Below are 15900 nucleotides of genomic sequence, written 5' to 3' on the forward strand. Positions count from 1 at the left end.
GTGTAGTTTTAATCCCTTGATGAAATTATGGCTTCCCTTATTGTTCTGCATAGTGTATGTATCTGCTTTTGCCCAACAAAAGGAGGTTACGGGTATCGTGTTCGATAAGGAGAACAAAGGCCGCATCGCGAAGGTAAATGTCCGTAACAATAACTCCGGGCAATCGGTATACAATACTTTTAAAGGCGAGTTTACCATAAGTGCCAACCTTGGCGACGTGCTGGTCTTTAGTAAGGCAGATCACCACTCCGATACCATTACCGTAAAAAACTATGCTCCGCTTGCGGTTTACATGAAGGCAACAGCCATTCAGCTGAAAGAGGTAACCATCCGAGATAGTGTGTTGAACCCGCAGCGCCGGTACCGGGCCACAAAAGGCGAGTACGGCAAAATTTATGGCTCCTTAGCTAACCAGGACCTGCTGAGCATTGGGCAGGGCGGCGTGGGCTTTAGCATTGATGCACTATACAATATGTTTAGCCGCAGCGGCAGAAATGTCGAACACCTGAAAGAGATCATCGATAGGGATTATAAGCAGTCGGTAATTGATTACCGGTTCAATAAATCGTTTGTGGCTGGGATCACCGTTTTAAAGGACCCCGACCTAACCGACTTTATGTTTAAGTACCGCCCAAGTTATTATATGGTAACCACCGCCAACGAATATGAGTTTGTGGCATACGTTCGCACCAGTTTAAGGCGTTATAAAAGAAACCCTAAAGCATTTGAGCTGGCACCGCTGCCAACCCAATACATCAATATTAAATGAAAGGCTGGCTTATAGTTGCCCCGTTTTTAAATGTTAACGCCATGGCATTGTTTCCCTTTATTTTGCTGCGCGAAGAAGAGATGCGCGGAGATGTGGTTTTGCTAAACCATGAGCGGATACATTTAAGGCAGCAGGCCGAGTTACTGGTATTGCCTTTTTACGTGCTATACCTTTTAAATTACCTGGTAAACCTTGCCCGTTACAGTAGCCATAACAAAGCGTATCTGATGATCTTGTTTGAGCAGGAGGCTTATCAAAGGGAGCTGGATGTGGCTTATTTAAGCTGCCGGAAATGGTGCAACTGGCTGGCTTTTTTTTGATTGCGAACACATTAGTTACATTTTGTGCCTTGAAATAACAGATTTTTCCATTTTCTTTGCGTTTATGTTGAAAACCGGTTTTAAAGTAGTTCTCACACTTTGTTGTTCATTTGCGCTCTCAGCCAGTGCCCAAACAACCGATACTGTTAAAAGAGATACAGTTAAAATTGATACCAACCTATTGAACAGGTATCGCATCTCGCCAAGGCCCAATGCTATCCCCGTGCCGTCGAAACCCTTGCTAATACAGCAGGAACTTTTGCCCGTAACCATGCTTGATTATAAGGTAAGCTACTGGCGCAGGTATGTTACGCTGGGGCTAAACTTTAACCAGGCGGCCTTTAGCAATAATTACAGCGCGGGTGGTGTTACCGCAATCGCTTTAGGCACCAATTTAATTTACCGTATCGAGTATAATAAAGCGCCTTTTAGTTACTCTACAGATTTGAACCTGCTATACGGAAAATCGAAAAACAAGGGACAGGGTGCCCGCAAAACCAACGACAGGATCTTCCTGGATAACAAGGTGGCCACTCAAATGTCAAAGCACTGGTTCTTCTTCGGTTCGTTAAGTTTCGAATCTCAGTTTGATAAGGGTTTCCAATACGATGCCGCAGGGGTTAACCCACCGTTGCTCATATCCAACTTTATGTCGCCGGGGTATTTAACCGAATCTGTAGGTTTTGAGTACAAGGCCGAAAAGTTCTTCGATCTGCGTTTGGGTACGGGTACGGCCCGCCAAACTTTTGTATTGGATACCACCATTTACCACAACAACCCGGGCAACTATGGTGTTACCCCTGGCAAAACCATCCGTACGGATATCGCATTCCAGATGGTGGCCATATTTGATAAGGACATTGCCAAGAACATGCATTTTAACGCCCGGTACGATATGTTTGTGCCTTACGGCAGGGCATTGGCTTTTGTTCGCCACAGGCTTGACGCGGTGCTGGCGGCAAAGGTAAACCGCCTCATCAACGTATCTATCAATGGTACGCTACTGTTTGATAAAAACACGTCTGACAGTGTACAAGGTACAGAAGGCCTATCTCTGGGGATATTGTATAAATTCCCGTAAAGGGTTATCTCTTCCCGCGCAATGCCGCCGCGTAGGTTAAAAGGCTTATAATCGCTTACCCTTTATTGTTACGCTTCCTCAGCGCCTGAAAATCGATATAGTACAGCACCTTCAGCGAGAAGTTGTTGTTCTGCGGCAGATTATAAGTGTCGTGCAAGTTATTAAGATAACCTCCATTGGACAGGCTATTGCTGTTAAACGCAGAGTTTTTCCAGGCAAGGCTTAATTCACTGCCCGGGGTAAATTGCCAAACGTATATCATATCCACGTTCCAGATATTTACGTTGCGGTCGCTGTGGTCAAAATCATTTGATGTAAGGGGGGCAACGTATCTGTCCTGCCCGAGGCTAAAAAACTCTTTGTTGTTAACTTTACTCCAATAATGCCTCAAACGAAGGTTAAGCCCCATTGTACTGCTAAAGGTGTACTTAAGGTTAAAGATATTCTCAACCGTGTGCACGTCCCTTCGGGCAAAAACAGGCTGGTTAACGCTGTCAAATGTGGAGAACCCGAGATAGTTTAGCCGGGGGCTAATGGTAACGTCTTCGCCAATAGAAAACTTGTTGCTAAGGCGTAAGTTTAAAAACAATTCAAGGTCGTTACCATGTCCGTAGCGCGCGTTCCACACCCAGGTATCTGAATACCAAAAACCACCCGAAAGTATTTTTGACCTATCGGTGCTCAAATTCCAGTTTAACATAAAATTTTGAGGGGCAGCATACGGGCGGTCTGCCACATGTGATTCATAATAATCAACGCCTTCTTTGCGGAAGTGGGCATTAATATTTACCTGCCACAAGTTTTTAAAGGTGCCAAAGCCGCCAAAATTTTGGTTAAAGTATTGATAAACCGCTGGGTTCACCCGGCGGGAGTAGTAGGTGTTTGTCCAAACCCCGTACTGCGTAAACAGGTGCTTGGGCTTGTAATTGGTGTACTGCATGTTAAGGTTGTGCTCTAAATAATTGTTGTTATTATAAAAGCCCAAATCGTTAACCTCATATTGGCTATCCACCATATCCTGCCCAATATCCCAGGTAAAATTACCTGATGATTTCCCCGCAATAACTTCATAGCTGTAACCGGTTTTGGTTTTCATACCACCGCCGTACAAGTTACTCATCATGGCAAAACCACGTAATTTGTAGGTGTTCTTTTTATTGTTGAGGCTGTACACCAGGCCGCCAACATCGGCAGAGTAATCTTTACCAAAACGGTTTACATTGGTATTGATAAGGGTGATGGCCGAGTTGTTCTTCAGGTTCTGGTCGAAAACCAAAATGTTATAATTAGCCAGCGGGCTGGTTTGTACCTGCCTGCGATTGCCTTGTCCATCTTCTATGGTGGCGTAAGCGGTGTTGGTAATAGCGTTAAAAACACCAATACCCAAGCCGTTTGAAAGTCGCCCCGAAAGTTTGATAGCGTTTATGAGTTTGGTTTCGGTTGGGTTGCTTATCACCTCCTCTCCCGGGGCAAGGTTGGCGTAAGCTCTATCGTAATTTAACGGAGTACCCCCCACCCGGCGCGAATAGAACAGGTTGCCTTTATTAAACAGTTCGGTACCTTCGGTGAAAAAAGCGCGATTCTCATTATATTTTACCTCAAAAGGGGTTAGATTGAGTACTTTATTATCTGATTGTACCTGCCCAAAGTCAGGTATCAGGGTCAGATCCAGCGTAAAGGCATCGTTTATACCGTATTTAACATCCATCCCGCCATTAACCGATGCTTTTGTATTAGGTACTCCCGCCGTGTTGTATGGATAATGGTTTACGTAAGTAGAAAAATATGGATAGAAGGCCAGCCGCACTGGTGGGTTTAACTTCTCTAAGCCGGTTAAAGTGCCCTCCTGGTTAATAAAACCGTTCATCTTTGGGTCTATCTCGTTCCAAAACAATTGTTGCTGAATGCGCTGACGCTTGCGGATGAGGTTCATGCCCCAGGTTTGCACATCTTTTTTTGCAAAGCGCAGCGCCGAATATGGGATGCGCATCTCTACCGACCAACCATGATCATCTACCTGCACCTTGCTGGTCCAAACAGCGTTCCAGTTAGGGTCTTCGTCGTTACCCTCTGCATTCGGCGGCGCGTATTTGGCATCGAACTGGCTGTTTGCCGATGTTACGAAGAAGCCGGTACCGTTGATACCGTCCTGGTAAGTATCAAAAATAACCCCCAGGAAATCTGCATTACCCACATTATCCCGGGTAGCAATCTCCTTGGCTACTTTATCTGCCGAGGTTTCGTACATGCGTGCGCCTATATATATGGCGTTGTTATCATAAATTATTTTTACTTCGGTACGCTCTTCCGGTTTCTCGTGGTTGCCGGCGTTTGGGCGCAGTTCAACAAAATCGGTTGCGATGGGTGCATTCTGCCATGCTGCATCGTCGAGCACGCCATCCATTTTTGGCGGGGTTTCGGTTTTTATGGCAACTAAGGTTTTCTTCGCCTTTTGACAAAAAGCGCTAACGGATAAAATGGAGAATAAAAGGGCGAGGAAAAATACCTTCATGTAAGGGGGCTTATAATGCTATAAGATGTGCGAAGTTTGCAAAACGTTACAACCTGAAGTGTTAAATGTTAGTTAACAGATGTTAAATAATTGGCTATGTGTTAAATAGCCATTAAAAAAACATATTCCCGGGGTGAGTAAACGACTAATATGGCTTTATTTTAAGCTTTTGGGCCTAAAGAAAGAGAACCGAAAGCAAAGGGTTATCTACACATTTAAGCCCGTTAAAGAGCTTTAGCCGATAGTGGCCCCACGAAAATGTTTAATTGCATTCATATTAGCCGAATTGCTTCAAAATCTTAACTTTGTATCCTCAAAAATTACGAATACATAATGTTTGAAAATTTATCAGATAAGCTCGACAGGGCGTTTAAAGTACTAAAAGGACAAGGATCGATCACGGAAATAAACGTGGCCGAAACCATGAAAGAGATACGTAAGGCCCTGTTGGATGCCGACGTTAACTATAAAACAGCCAAAACATTTACAGATGATGTAAGGACAAAGGCAATGGGCGAAAATGTATTAACCTCCATTTCGCCGGGCCAATTGCTCACCAAGCTCATGAACGATGAGCTGACCGAACTGATGGGCGGCACCACTGCCGAGCTGGATCTGAAGGCATCGCCAACCATCATCCTGATAGCGGGTTTGAACGGTGCGGGTAAAACAACCTTTACCGGTAAGCTGGCCAACTACCTTAAAACACAAAAAGGCAAAAAACCATTACTGGTTGCCGATGATATTTACCGCCCGGCGGCGATAGACCAATTGGAGGTTTTGGGCCAGCAGATAGGCGTACCTGTTTATGCCAACCGAGAATCGAAGGACCCGGTTGCGATTGCTTTAGAAGGTATAGCCCAGGCCAAGCGCGATGGCAACAACGTGGTTATTATTGATACCGCCGGCCGTTTAGCTATAGACGAGGCCATGATGCAGGAAATAGAGCGCGTAAAAGCCGCTACTAAACCGCAGGAAATTTTATTTGTTGTTGATAGTATGACCGGCCAGGATGCCGTGAACACCGCCAAGGTGTTTAACGACCGCCTGGACTTTACAGGTGTTGTATTAACCAAACTGGATGGCGATACCCGCGGTGGTGCGGCGTTGTCTATCAAATCGGTAGTTAATAAGCCGATAAAATTCATTGGGACGGGCGAAAAAATGGAAGCGCTCGACGTTTTCCACCCGGATCGTATGGCATCCAGGATATTGGGCATGGGCGACGTGGTTTCCCTGGTGGAGCGTGCGCAACAGCAGTTTGACGAAAAGGAAGCTGCTGAGCTGCAAAAGAAGATCCGGAAGAACAAGTTCGACTTTAACGACTTTTACAGCCAGATACAGCAGATCAAAAAAATGGGTAACATGAAGGACCTGATGGGCATGATACCGGGTGTTGGTAAAATGATGAAGGATGTAGAAGTAAGCGACGATGCTTTTAAAGGTATCGAAGCCATCATTCAATCCATGACGCCGAAAGAAAAAGAAAACCCCGACCTGATCAATCAAAGCCGCCGCCAGCGCATCGCGAAAGGATCTGGTAGCGATCTGCAGGAAGTAAACCGCCTGATGAAACAGTTTGATGATATGAAAAAGGTGATGAAACAAATGAGCAACCCCGCCGCCATGGCCAGCATGATGCGCCGGATGCCGAAACAATAGCACCTAAAAGGAACACAATTTTGAACGCCTCAGCAGAGATGTTGGGGCTTTACTTTTTTAAATCTTTCACCAATTTATTAATCGACTCCTGAAATAATTTTTCATCAATATCCGTACAGTTAAAAGAAGTGAAATCTGTTGAGTTTATTGCTTTTGGTTCTTCAATATTCATCCAAAACTCTTCCTGCATTAATCTAGGTCTAATATCATCCTTTTGCACATTAAATAGAAAATCGTCTATATGTATAGGAAAATAAATCGTTTTCCATAAAACGTCTTGCTTTTTTCTGCCCTCCGTAAGTTCATATTGACATGCCACGCTCTTGATTGAGTTTTCTGAAGCAATAAAAAGGAGCGTATCATATCGCTGTATATTTTCAGACATTATTTTTTTCAACGGCTTTCCTCCAGGCGCGTCGTTTTCCCATAAAAAAGTCGAAACACCCCTTAGTCTAAGACCCTCATTTAGTTTTCTTGCGAATACCTTGTCTTTAAAACTATATGATATAAAAACCTTATCAAACATTTTCAAGTGTATGACTTAGGCCTATTGGCGATGGTGATCGTGGGGCTTACGTAAAATTCCTACTACACATACCCGCTTTGTGATTGAATTTTACAAACTTTAGCTTTTAAACTTTTTACGATCATGATGTTATCTTTACCTGTACGCCGGGCGCTGTTGGTTGCGCTGGCTGTTTCTGCATTGTCCTCGGCCCAAGCGCAAAAAAAGCAGCTTACCACCGGGCAAATGCTCAAAAACGAGCCCAATAAAATTATTACCCCGCTGCCAGGCTTCACCGGCTGGGCAGATGACAGCCATTACATAAAAAGCGCTAACCGCCGCCCGGGTGGCAATGGCGGTGGGAGCAGCGTAGCTGTAGATGTACTTACCGGCACCGAAACCCCTTACACCCCGCCCGTTACCAACATGACGGTGAGCGTACGCGATAAAGATGTTTACCTGAAACAGGTAGACGGCACCGAAACCCGCCTCACCAAAACAGCAGACGAGGAGCAGAACCCAACCCTATCGCCCGATAACAGCAAAGTAGCCTACACTTTTGGCGGCAACCTGTACATTTTAGATGTCGCCAGCGGCAAGCAATCAAAAATTACTACCGATGGTACAGACGTTATCTACAACGGTTATGCGTCGTGGGTTTATTATGAGGAGATCCTGGGCAGGGCATCGCGCTACAAGGCGTTCTGGTGGTCGCCGGATAGCAAAACTTTGGCCTGGATGCATTTTGACGATACGCAGGTGCCTATGTTCCCGCTGTATAACTCCGATGGTCAGCACGGCTTTACCGAGCTAACCCGCTACCCTGAACCGGGCGACCCGAACCCGAAGGTGAAACTGGCCTTTTACAATGTACCGGCGAATAAAATTACCTGGGCCGATTTTAACGAGAACGACGATACTTACCTGGGCACGCCTATCTGGTCGCCGGATGGTACCGAGCTTTGGATGCAGTGGATGAACCGCGACCAAAACAACCTGAAACTATACGCCGTAACCCCGGCAACCGGTACCAAAAAAGAAATTTACGACGAGAAACAAAGAACCTGGATCAGCTGGTTTAAGGATGTTAATTTCCTGAAGAACAACCAGGGTTTTATTGTGATGAGCGACAAAAGCGGCTGGGAGCATATTTACTGGTACGGCATGGATGGAAAACTGAAATCGCAATTAACTACCGGCGGTTACACCGTAACCGGCATCCAATACATCGACGAGAAGAACAAACAGGTTTACTTCACCGCCCGTAAAGAGAACACCGCGCGTGTGGATTTATACAAAACCAACTTTAGCGGCAAGGGTTTAATCCGTTTAACAGCAGGCGAGTTTAACCATGCGGTATCTATGTCGCCCAATGGCACTTACTTTACCGATACCTACTCTAACGTAGAAACCCCGGCTAAAACCGCCGTGTACGATAGCAAAGGCAAACTGGTGAAAGATATTGCAGATAGCAAAGGCACCGAGTATGGCGATTACGAAATGGCGACCACCAAACTTATCCGTGTGAAAACAGCGGATGGTTTCGACCTCCCGATGACCATTATGCTGCCGCTTAATTACGACCCGAACAAAAAATACCCGGTGATGATCAGCATCTATGGCGGGCCAAATGCCGGTACCGTTATGGATACCTGGAAATACAGCGGCATGGCGCAATGGTGGGCAAAAGAAGGTATGATACAGGTGGCGATGGATCACCGTGCATCGGGCCACTTTGGTAAGGTTGGCCAAAACTATATGTATAAAGATCTGGGCAAATGGGAAATGGCCGACTACATTGAGATGGTGAAATACCTGCGGACCCTAAGCTATGTGGACCCAACCAAAATGTGCATTACCGGCGGTAGCTATGGCGGTTACATTACCGCGTATGCCCTAACCTACGGTGCAGATTACTTTACCCATGGCATAGCCAACTTTGGCGTAATGGACTGGAGCCTGTACGACACCCACTACACCGAACGCTATATGGGCACGCCCAAAAACAACCCTGAAGGTTATAAAAGCAGTTCGGTTTTAACCTATGCCAACAAGCTGAAAGGTGTTCTGCGGATAGTACATGGCACCATGGACGATAACGTACACGCGCAAAACAGCATCCAGCTGATAAACAAACTGATGGACGAAGGCAAGCATTTTGAATTTATGCTGTACCCCGGCCAGCGCCACGGCTTCCGCGATAAGAGCAAGGCAGAGCACCAGCAAATGGAAACAAACCGGTTTATTTACCAGTATTTATTGCAAAAACCGATACCGGCTGAATTGGCAAGTAAATAAATGAACACGAATTTCACGAATAGGACGAATTTCACGAATTTTAGCTTCGGCGGGGTATCGAATCAAACACTAACCGATAAGAAACATGGCTGATATCCTTTTTAAGGAAGAATCTTACAAAATAGTTGGAGCTTGTTTTGAGGTGCATAAAGCGTTAGGGCATGGTTTTAAGGAGGTTGTTTATAAAGATGCTTTAGAGCTAGAGTTTAAACGCCTTGGTATATCCTTTTTGCGCGAGAAGCCGTATGATATATATTATAAGGAGCAAAAGCTAAAACATTGTTTCGTAGCGGATTTTGTGTTATTGAATAGTATTATCCTCGAGATAAAAACCGCTGGCTACATTGGTGAACCTTATTTAAAGCAAACGCTAAACTATCTTAAAGCATCTGGCCTTCGTTTAGGTATTGTAATAAATTTCGGAACACCATCATTAGAATATCAGCGCGTAATAATATGAGGGAGCTAAAAAATTCGTGAAATTAGCGTCATTCGTGAAATTAGCGGCAGTTATTTTATATTGCAATTGTTGCTTTTCTCAAAATTTAATTTTACTTTGCGTAACAAAACAAACAACAATTCGTTAAACTATTTAATAACGGTACTGTCTAACAGGCGGTACTAATTTGTTAACCTTAAACACCACACGCCATGCAAAAAGCCTATCAATCCATTTATGTATCGTTTTACAGGTGGAACTTTAAAAACTTCGGACAGGGTAAAAGCTTACCAGAATTTAAATCGATGTTTAACGTGAGCTTTTTGCTGGTAGTATTGCTTACCAACGCCATGCTTTTAACCAAGCTGATGATTAAAGGGCATTTGGTAAACCTTGGTATGGGTGTATGCGTGGCCATTGTTGCCGGTGCCATGCTTTTTCTGGTGGCCAATCACTTTATTTTGCTGAACAACAAGTGGTTTAAAAATGTGAACTTACAGATGGCGCGTGTAAGCACCCGCCGCAATGTTAACATCTGCTCGGCAGCCTTATTATTCAATGTATTTATCGCCTGCGGCCTAAGCTTTATATAAGGAACCCCGCAGCAACGTATTATAATTAAACGCCGCAATTTTGCGGCGTTTTTTGTTGATGGCATACTGCAATTGCTTAACCGCCCCGTTTGCTTAATTAAACAGGAATTGGTTAAAATCCATATCTTGCAGCTGCTTAATGAAACCGCTGAAAGAATTTAAGATAAACAACTTCGACCTGCTGAGGCTGCTGGCCGCTATCGAGGTAATATTCGATCATTATTACCAGCACCTTAAGCTACCCATCAGTCATACCAGCTTAAAAATATTGTACCTTTTCCCGGGTGTGCCCATTTTTTTTGTGATCAGCGGATACCTTATCTCGGCTTCCTACGAACGCAATAATTCCATCAAAAACTACATCCGCAACAGGGCGTTGCGCATTTATCCGGGGCTTTGGGGCTGTATTATTTTAACGCTCATCGTTTTCACCATTACCGGCGTAAACTTTTTAAATAAACAAACCCTTGTCTGGCTGCCAACGCAGTTGATGGGCTTTATATATACGCCCAACTTTTTGGCAAATTACGGCTTCGGCTCCTACAACGGCAGCTTGTGGACCATCCCCATCGAGCTGCAGTTTTACATTATGCTGCCCATCTGCTTTTTATTAGCGCCAAAGGGTAAGCTCAACGGCTGGTTCATCGTGCTGTTTGTGGTTTTTGTGGGGCTGACGCTTACCTACAACCTTTCACACTTGGGCGATAAACTAACCAAACTGCTGCGCTATACGTTTATACCGCATTTCTACCTGTTTTTAACGGGGGTGATTTTTCAGCGGCTGCGCATCTACAGCTCAAAATTTATTTACGGGAAAGCGCTGTACTGGATAGTGCCCTACGTGGCGTTCAGCATGTTCTTTTTCGACGGGATAGATGCAGCATACTTTACGGTGATACAATACCTGTTCCTGGCGTTCACCCTACTGTCGATGGCGTATACCCTGCCAAACCTTGCAGATAAACTACTGCGGAAAAACGACATTTCCTACGGCATTTATATTTACCACGGAATGATTATCACTGTTGTGGTGGAGCTAAAGCTGGTGCCCTATTTTAACCTGGTTTATTTGATCCTGGGCACGGTGCTGATGGCGACCTTATCCTGGTTGTTTATCGAAAAGCCCTTCATCAAGCGGAAGGCGCGCACCATTCACGCGGTGGAATAGAACAACAGTGATAGGACTTCTTTTAGTTCCCCCCTTGAGAGGGGTGTGCCGTAATGCGCAGTGGTAGGGGGTGTTCTACGTTATGCCGACCAACAACGCTTGCACCCTATTTTATCAAAACCCCCACAAACATATTGCCCGCCATATTAAATGGAGCAAATAAGCCGTAGATAATTTTGGCGGCGCTTAACTGCACGCCTTTTGGCAGCTTGCCGGCCAGTTTAGATACCACGAGTCCATGGTCCCAAAGGCGGAGCACTTTTATTTGTTTATAGTTTTTTAGGAGGTAACTTTTAACGGCCTGGGTAAAACTGTTCTTGTCCCAACGGTACACGTAGTTGATGGCGGTGCCCTGTTCCTCCCACTCGGTACCCATCAGGTTACCAATAAGGCTGTCGTAAGGTTCTATCACGATGACCGCTTTTTTGGCTACACGCAGCATCTCCGTAAAGCCCGTTACCGGGCGCGGAAGGTGATGCAATCCGTCCTGCACTACTACAAGGTCGTACGAGGCATCGGGCACATCCAGGCTTTCACCGTTCAGCATAATGGTGCTTATAGTTGGGTCGAATTCGTTGCAAATCTTGAGTGAGTTCTCGGAGATATCGCTTACGGTAACGTTATTAAACCCGTTCTTTTTAAAAAACAGGCCTTCGCCCCCAACGCCGCCGCAGGTAAGGAGTACGCTCCACTCACGGATGTTGGCGTTGCTTTGTTCCAGTACGGCAAGAGCTTTTAACAGCCGGCGATCGCGCAGGTAACGGGTGAGCGGGTCGGTAGTGATATGAAAATCAAATTCCGAGCGCTGTTCCGGCGCGTAAATTCCCTCGTAAGCGTTCTGCTGCTGTTTAACCTGCTCAAGCATCCTGTAAGTTTTTAGGGGAAAGATAGGGATTTTGAGGGAAAGGAGGAAGTGGGGCGGTGCGGGTTTGTGAAATTACCTGTGCTATGTAATACCGGGCACCCTTGCCCGGCGAGATGGTTATAAAACTATTTTTTCCATAGCGTCTTTTGCAACATACGAATTATAAAAATCGCCTGTGCCCTTGGCATCTAATCTGCCCACAATCACCTCTTCAGAGCTTTTACCGAGTTCGATGTTTGGGCGTAAATGGTAGTGTTCTCTTGCTCCTACCGGAAGCCATGTTTCATTTTCCTGATTTAAGTTGGCTATTTTAATTAAAAGTTTTGCGAACGATCTCAGTCCTTCGGGGTCGCCGTGAATTAATATCTCCTTCCATTTTTTAATTTCCCCTTCAAATTCATCTTCGCAATCCGCAACATCAATATCCAAATGACCTTTAATTTCATTTCCGCGCCATTTTATCTTTGCCATACCAACTGTTTCTTGCTAATTAACTAATAAATTCTGGTATTTCTTGTAAGCCCAACTCCGTTCAATCCGTCCATCGCTCGTTTTTTAAGTATAAAAATTCCCCTCATGTAACCTTCAAAATAAATCTATATCTTTCGCTTTACAAAAACCTTGTCTATAGTGTTAGTTAAAACCTTTGGAAGTGCGGTATATGGTATACAGGCCATTACCATAACAGTGGAAGTGAATATTGCAGCGGGTACCAAGTACTTTGTAGTAGGCCTGCCCGATGTGGCTATTAAAGAAAGTTATTTCCGAATAGAGTCGGCACTTAAAAATTGCGGCTACCGGATGCCCCGCCAGCAGGTGGTGGTAAATATGGCCCCTGCCGACATAAAAAAAGAGGGCTCCTCATACGATCTCACCATCGCTATCGGCGTATTGGCCGCCTCCTCGCAAATAGAAGCCGACAAACTGGACCAATACCTCATTATGGGGGAGCTATCGTTGGATGGTAGTTTGCAACCTATAAAAGGCGCTTTACCAATTGCTGTGCAGGCCCGTAAAGAAAAATATAAAGGGTTCATCCTTCCCAAACAAAACGCCCGCGAAGCCGCTATTGTAAACGAATTGGAAGTTTACGGAATAGAAAACATTAAACAGGTCGCCGACTTTTTTAACGGCACGGGCCAGCTGGAACGCGAAGTTGTAAACACCCGGGAAGAGTTTTTCGACAGCCTCACTAATTACGACAGCGATTTCAGCGAAGTTCGGGGGCAAGAGAACATCAAACGCGCTTTAGAAATTGCCGCCGCAGGCGGGCATAATGTTATACTGATAGGCCCGCCCGGTGCCGGTAAAACCATGTTGGCGCGGAGGTTGCCCTCCATACTGCCACCCCTCAGCCTGCACGAATCCTTAGAAACCACCAAAATCCATTCCGTAGCCGGGAAGCTTTCCGCGGCGGATGCGTTGGTAACTACCCGGCCATTCCGGTCGCCACACCATACCATTAGCGATGTGGCCCTGGTTGGCGGCGGCAGCAACCCGCAGCCTGGCGAGATCTCGCTGGCGCACAATGGCGTTTTGTTTTTGGATGAATTGCCCGAGTTTAAGCGCTCGGCTTTAGAAGTAATGCGGCAACCATTGGAGGAACGTAAGGTAACCATCTCACGGGCCAAGTTCACGGTAGATTACCCCAGCAGCTTTATGCTTATCGCCAGTATGAATCCATGCCCCTGCGGCTACTATAATCATCCCGAAAAGGAGTGCATCTGTCCGCCGGGAATGGTACAGAAGTATCTCAGTAAGATCTCGGGCCCGCTGCTTGATCGTATAGACCTGCATGTAGAGGTTACCCCGGTAAACTTTACCGAACTCTCCTCTGATCGCCTCGCCGAAAAAAGTGAGTTCATCCGCGATCGCGTTATTAAAGCCCGCGAAAAGCAAATAGAACGCTTTGGTGACAAGCCCGATCTGCACGCCAATGCGCAGATGAGCCCGCAAATGGTGCGCGATATCTGCAAGATAACCCAGGCAGGGCAAATGTTATTAAAGAAGGCCATGGAAAAACTCGGCTTGTCTGCCCGGGCTTACGACCGCATCCTTAAAGTATCGCGCACCATTGCCGATCTTGCCGGCAGCGACGAGATACTGTTGGAACATTTGGCCGAAGCCATACATTTCAGGAGTTTGGACCGGGAAGGTTGGGCGGGATAGTGCAACCACCTAAGCGCTACCTCGAATTGGATGCCTTGCGCGGCATGGCAGCTATGTTTGTGGTATTGTATCATTTCACGCTGGGGCAGGATGTTTGGTGGAGGTTTAACCTGGGTGTTACCGGCGTCGATCTGTTTTTTATCATTAGCGGTTTCGTTATTTTTATGAGTATAAACAACGTGGCATCGGGCACCGGGTTTGTTATCAACAGAATATGCCGCCTTTACCCCACTTATTGGGTTTGTGTTTCTATAACCTTTGGTGTGATGGTATTACTCAGGCTTATACATTTTGGGGCAGCCCATGATAGCCATGCAGGGCCAATAAATTATTTGGCTAACCTCACCATGTTTCAATATTATTTAGGCATTAAGGATTTGGATATACCCTACTGGACAATGATCGTGGAAATGCTTTTCTATATCGTTATCCTTATACTTTATTCGACAAAGTTGCTAAAGCACATTATCATCATCGGCTGCTTTGTTAATGTTTTTATTATTTTAAACGGGTTATGTTTGATACTGCATTGGCCTCACATCAACCCCAAATATTTTCCACTTTTTAATCATTTCGCCCTGTTTTTTTCGGGAATAACGTTTTATAAACTCGCCACAGGTAGCATTAGCCGGATTAAAGGCTACATCCTTCTTCTGTTTTGTATTTTTATACAGTGCTCTATCTTTTTGTTCGCAGGCCCTGCACATGAACATATTAGCTGGTACCAGTATATAGCGATGCTATTATTCTATTTTTTACTTTTTACATTATTTATCAATGGCTGGCTGAAGTTCATCGTATCCAAACCAGGCCTTTTCCTTGGGAAAATATCGTTTGCTTTGTACCTTATCCACTCCTATATTTTCGTGGGGATAATAGGCGTGTTGACGAAACACGGTATGCCTTTTGGTGTGGCCGTTTTTTTGGTTGCGGTGCCCGGAGCAATTGTGCTTGCCTGGCTTGTAACAGTCTATATTGAACGACCCCTCGGGAAAAAACTGAAAGCGGTTTTGCATAAACAAATAGGGTAAGCAATATGCGCATGGGTGTTCATTTTGAGTTATTCGAGTTTTGGTTGTAATTAAAATATTTGCTTTTTTTAAAAGTTTTTTATAGCTTCACACCTCTACACCCCAATGAATAAACAGACAAAAAAAATTATCATTTTTGACGATGACGAGGATATCTTGTCTATCTGCAGCTATATTTTAGAAGAACAAGGATGGGAAGTGCATACGTTTACCGATTGTAATAATATTACAGAAAAGGTAGCAGGCGTTCTCCCCGATGTTATTTTAATGGATAACTGGATCCCCGATGCCGGTGGCATTGTGGCCACACAAGCCCTTAAGAAGGATGAAGCACTAAAACACATCCCCGTAGTATATTTTTCTGCCAACAGCGATATACAGCTCCTTGCCGACCATGCCGGCGCGGAAACTTACTTGGCCAAACCCTTCGACCTGGAGGAACTCGAGCGCGTGATCAACACGGTGCTGATAAGCAACTAAAACTTACC

15 protein-coding genes are annotated in these 15900 nt (G+C 45.2%); 11 read left to right on the plus strand and 4 right to left on the minus strand.

Annotation, left to right across the window (positions count from 1 at the left end):
• Positions 1–19 precede the first annotated feature (19 nt).
• The 3 genes from EPL05_RS10445 to EPL05_RS10455 all read left to right on the plus strand — a co-directional run bounded on the left by EPL05_RS10445 (position 20) and on the right by EPL05_RS10455 (position 2170).
• Positions 20–769: a hypothetical protein gene (locus EPL05_RS10445; RefSeq protein WP_128533909.1), complete on the plus strand. Its 750-nt coding sequence runs from the start codon at positions 20–22 to the stop codon at positions 767–769.
• On the plus strand, positions 766–1089 hold the full coding sequence (locus EPL05_RS10450; RefSeq protein WP_128533910.1) for a hypothetical protein: 324 nt from the start codon (positions 766–768) through the stop codon (positions 1087–1089). The genes EPL05_RS10445 and EPL05_RS10450 overlap by 4 nt, the downstream gene beginning before the upstream one ends.
• A 181-nt stretch (positions 1090–1270) precedes the next feature.
• The gene (locus tag EPL05_RS10455; protein WP_243837270.1) at positions 1271–2170 is read left to right on the plus strand and encodes a DUF3078 domain-containing protein; all 900 of its coding nucleotides are present in this window, start codon (positions 1271–1273) and stop codon (positions 2168–2170) included.
• 55 nt (positions 2171–2225) lie between these two features.
• On the opposite strand, the gene EPL05_RS10460 is transcribed toward EPL05_RS10455, so the two are convergent.
• Complete coding sequence (locus tag EPL05_RS10460; RefSeq protein ID WP_243837271.1) at positions 2226–4682, minus strand: DUF5916 domain-containing protein; 2457 nt, start codon at positions 4680–4682, stop codon at positions 2226–2228.
• 333 nt (positions 4683–5015) lie between these two features.
• Between EPL05_RS10460 and ffh the strand changes: the two genes are divergently transcribed.
• The gene (gene ffh / locus EPL05_RS10465; RefSeq protein ID WP_128533912.1) at positions 5016–6344 is read left to right on the plus strand and encodes a signal recognition particle protein; all 1329 of its coding nucleotides are present in this window, start codon (positions 5016–5018) and stop codon (positions 6342–6344) included.
• Between the two features lie 49 nt (positions 6345–6393).
• Here the strand turns inward: ffh and EPL05_RS10470 are convergent, their stop codons facing one another.
• Positions 6394–6870, minus strand: coding sequence for a toll/interleukin-1 receptor domain-containing protein (locus EPL05_RS10470; RefSeq protein WP_128533913.1), 477 nt, complete (start codon positions 6868–6870; stop codon positions 6394–6396).
• Positions 6871–6993: 123 nt separating this feature from the next.
• Between EPL05_RS10470 and EPL05_RS10475 the strand changes: the two genes are divergently transcribed.
• The 4 genes from EPL05_RS10475 to EPL05_RS10490 all read left to right on the plus strand — a co-directional run bounded on the left by EPL05_RS10475 (position 6994) and on the right by EPL05_RS10490 (position 11347).
• Complete coding sequence (locus EPL05_RS10475) at positions 6994–9147, plus strand: S9 family peptidase (protein ID WP_243837272.1); 2154 nt, start codon at positions 6994–6996, stop codon at positions 9145–9147.
• Between the two features lie 85 nt (positions 9148–9232).
• Positions 9233–9607: a GxxExxY protein gene (locus EPL05_RS10480; RefSeq protein WP_128533914.1), complete on the plus strand. Its 375-nt coding sequence runs from the start codon at positions 9233–9235 to the stop codon at positions 9605–9607.
• Positions 9608–9798: 191 nt separating this feature from the next.
• Positions 9799–10179 carry a hypothetical protein gene (locus EPL05_RS10485; protein ID WP_128533915.1) on the plus strand — a complete coding sequence of 127 codons (381 nt, stop codon included), beginning with the start codon at positions 9799–9801 and terminating at the stop codon, positions 10177–10179.
• A 139-nt stretch (positions 10180–10318) separates the two neighbouring features.
• Positions 10319–11347, plus strand: coding sequence for an acyltransferase family protein (locus tag EPL05_RS10490; protein WP_128533916.1), 1029 nt, complete (start codon positions 10319–10321; stop codon positions 11345–11347).
• Positions 11348–11453: 106 nt separating this feature from the next.
• Here EPL05_RS10490 and EPL05_RS10495 read toward each other — a convergent pair whose 3' ends face one another.
• Complete coding sequence (locus EPL05_RS10495; protein ID WP_128533917.1) at positions 11454–12212, minus strand: class I SAM-dependent methyltransferase; 759 nt, start codon at positions 12210–12212, stop codon at positions 11454–11456.
• A gap of 117 nt (positions 12213–12329) precedes the next feature.
• Positions 12330–12683: an Imm32 family immunity protein gene (locus tag EPL05_RS10500; RefSeq protein ID WP_208394722.1), complete on the minus strand. Its 354-nt coding sequence runs from the start codon at positions 12681–12683 to the stop codon at positions 12330–12332.
• A 159-nt stretch (positions 12684–12842) separates the two neighbouring features.
• On the opposite strand from EPL05_RS10500, the gene EPL05_RS10505 reads away from it, so the two are divergent.
• The 3 genes from EPL05_RS10505 (at position 12843) to EPL05_RS10515 (ending at position 15892) form a co-directional block, all read left to right on the plus strand.
• The gene (locus tag EPL05_RS10505; RefSeq protein WP_128533918.1) at positions 12843–14381 is read left to right on the plus strand and encodes a YifB family Mg chelatase-like AAA ATPase; all 1539 of its coding nucleotides are present in this window, start codon (positions 12843–12845) and stop codon (positions 14379–14381) included.
• The gene (locus EPL05_RS10510) at positions 14381–15412 is read left to right on the plus strand and encodes an acyltransferase family protein (RefSeq protein WP_128533919.1); all 1032 of its coding nucleotides are present in this window, start codon (positions 14381–14383) and stop codon (positions 15410–15412) included. The genes EPL05_RS10505 and EPL05_RS10510 overlap by 1 nt, the downstream gene beginning before the upstream one ends.
• Before the next feature lie 105 nt (positions 15413–15517).
• Positions 15518–15892: a response regulator gene (locus EPL05_RS10515; protein WP_128533920.1), complete on the plus strand. Its 375-nt coding sequence runs from the start codon at positions 15518–15520 to the stop codon at positions 15890–15892.
• Positions 15893–15900: the final 8 nt, after the last annotated feature.

The organism is Mucilaginibacter gilvus (assembly GCF_004054195.1).
GTDB lineage: Bacteria > Bacteroidota > Bacteroidia > Sphingobacteriales > Sphingobacteriaceae > Mucilaginibacter > Mucilaginibacter gilvus.

Excerpts from the sequence above, each read along its gene's own strand:
- EPL05_RS10480 (WP_128533914.1), top strand. The coding sequence starts at position 9,233 with ATGGCTGATATCCTTTTTAAGGAAGAATCTTACAAAATAGTTGGAGCT.
- EPL05_RS10475 (WP_243837272.1), top strand. The coding sequence starts at position 6,994 with ATGATGTTATCTTTACCTGTACGCCGGGCGCTGTTGGTTGCGCTGGCT.
- EPL05_RS10470 (WP_128533913.1), bottom strand. The coding sequence starts at position 6,870 with ATGTTTGATAAGGTTTTTATATCATATAGTTTTAAAGACAAGGTATTC.
- EPL05_RS10485 (WP_128533915.1), top strand. The coding sequence starts at position 9,799 with ATGCAAAAAGCCTATCAATCCATTTATGTATCGTTTTACAGGTGGAAC.
- ffh (WP_128533912.1), top strand. The coding sequence starts at position 5,016 with ATGTTTGAAAATTTATCAGATAAGCTCGACAGGGCGTTTAAAGTACTA.
- EPL05_RS10500 (WP_208394722.1), bottom strand. The coding sequence starts at position 12,683 with ATGGCAAAGATAAAATGGCGCGGAAATGAAATTAAAGGTCATTTGGAT.
- EPL05_RS10445 (WP_128533909.1), top strand. The coding sequence starts at position 20 with ATGAAATTATGGCTTCCCTTATTGTTCTGCATAGTGTATGTATCTGCT.
- EPL05_RS10515 (WP_128533920.1), top strand. The coding sequence starts at position 15,518 with ATGAATAAACAGACAAAAAAAATTATCATTTTTGACGATGACGAGGAT.
- EPL05_RS10495 (WP_128533917.1), bottom strand. The coding sequence starts at position 12,212 with ATGCTTGAGCAGGTTAAACAGCAGCAGAACGCTTACGAGGGAATTTAC.
- EPL05_RS10460 (WP_243837271.1), bottom strand. The coding sequence starts at position 4,682 with ATGAAGGTATTTTTCCTCGCCCTTTTATTCTCCATTTTATCCGTTAGC.
- EPL05_RS10490 (WP_128533916.1), top strand. The coding sequence starts at position 10,319 with ATGAAACCGCTGAAAGAATTTAAGATAAACAACTTCGACCTGCTGAGG.
- EPL05_RS10450 (WP_128533910.1), top strand. The coding sequence starts at position 766 with ATGAAAGGCTGGCTTATAGTTGCCCCGTTTTTAAATGTTAACGCCATG.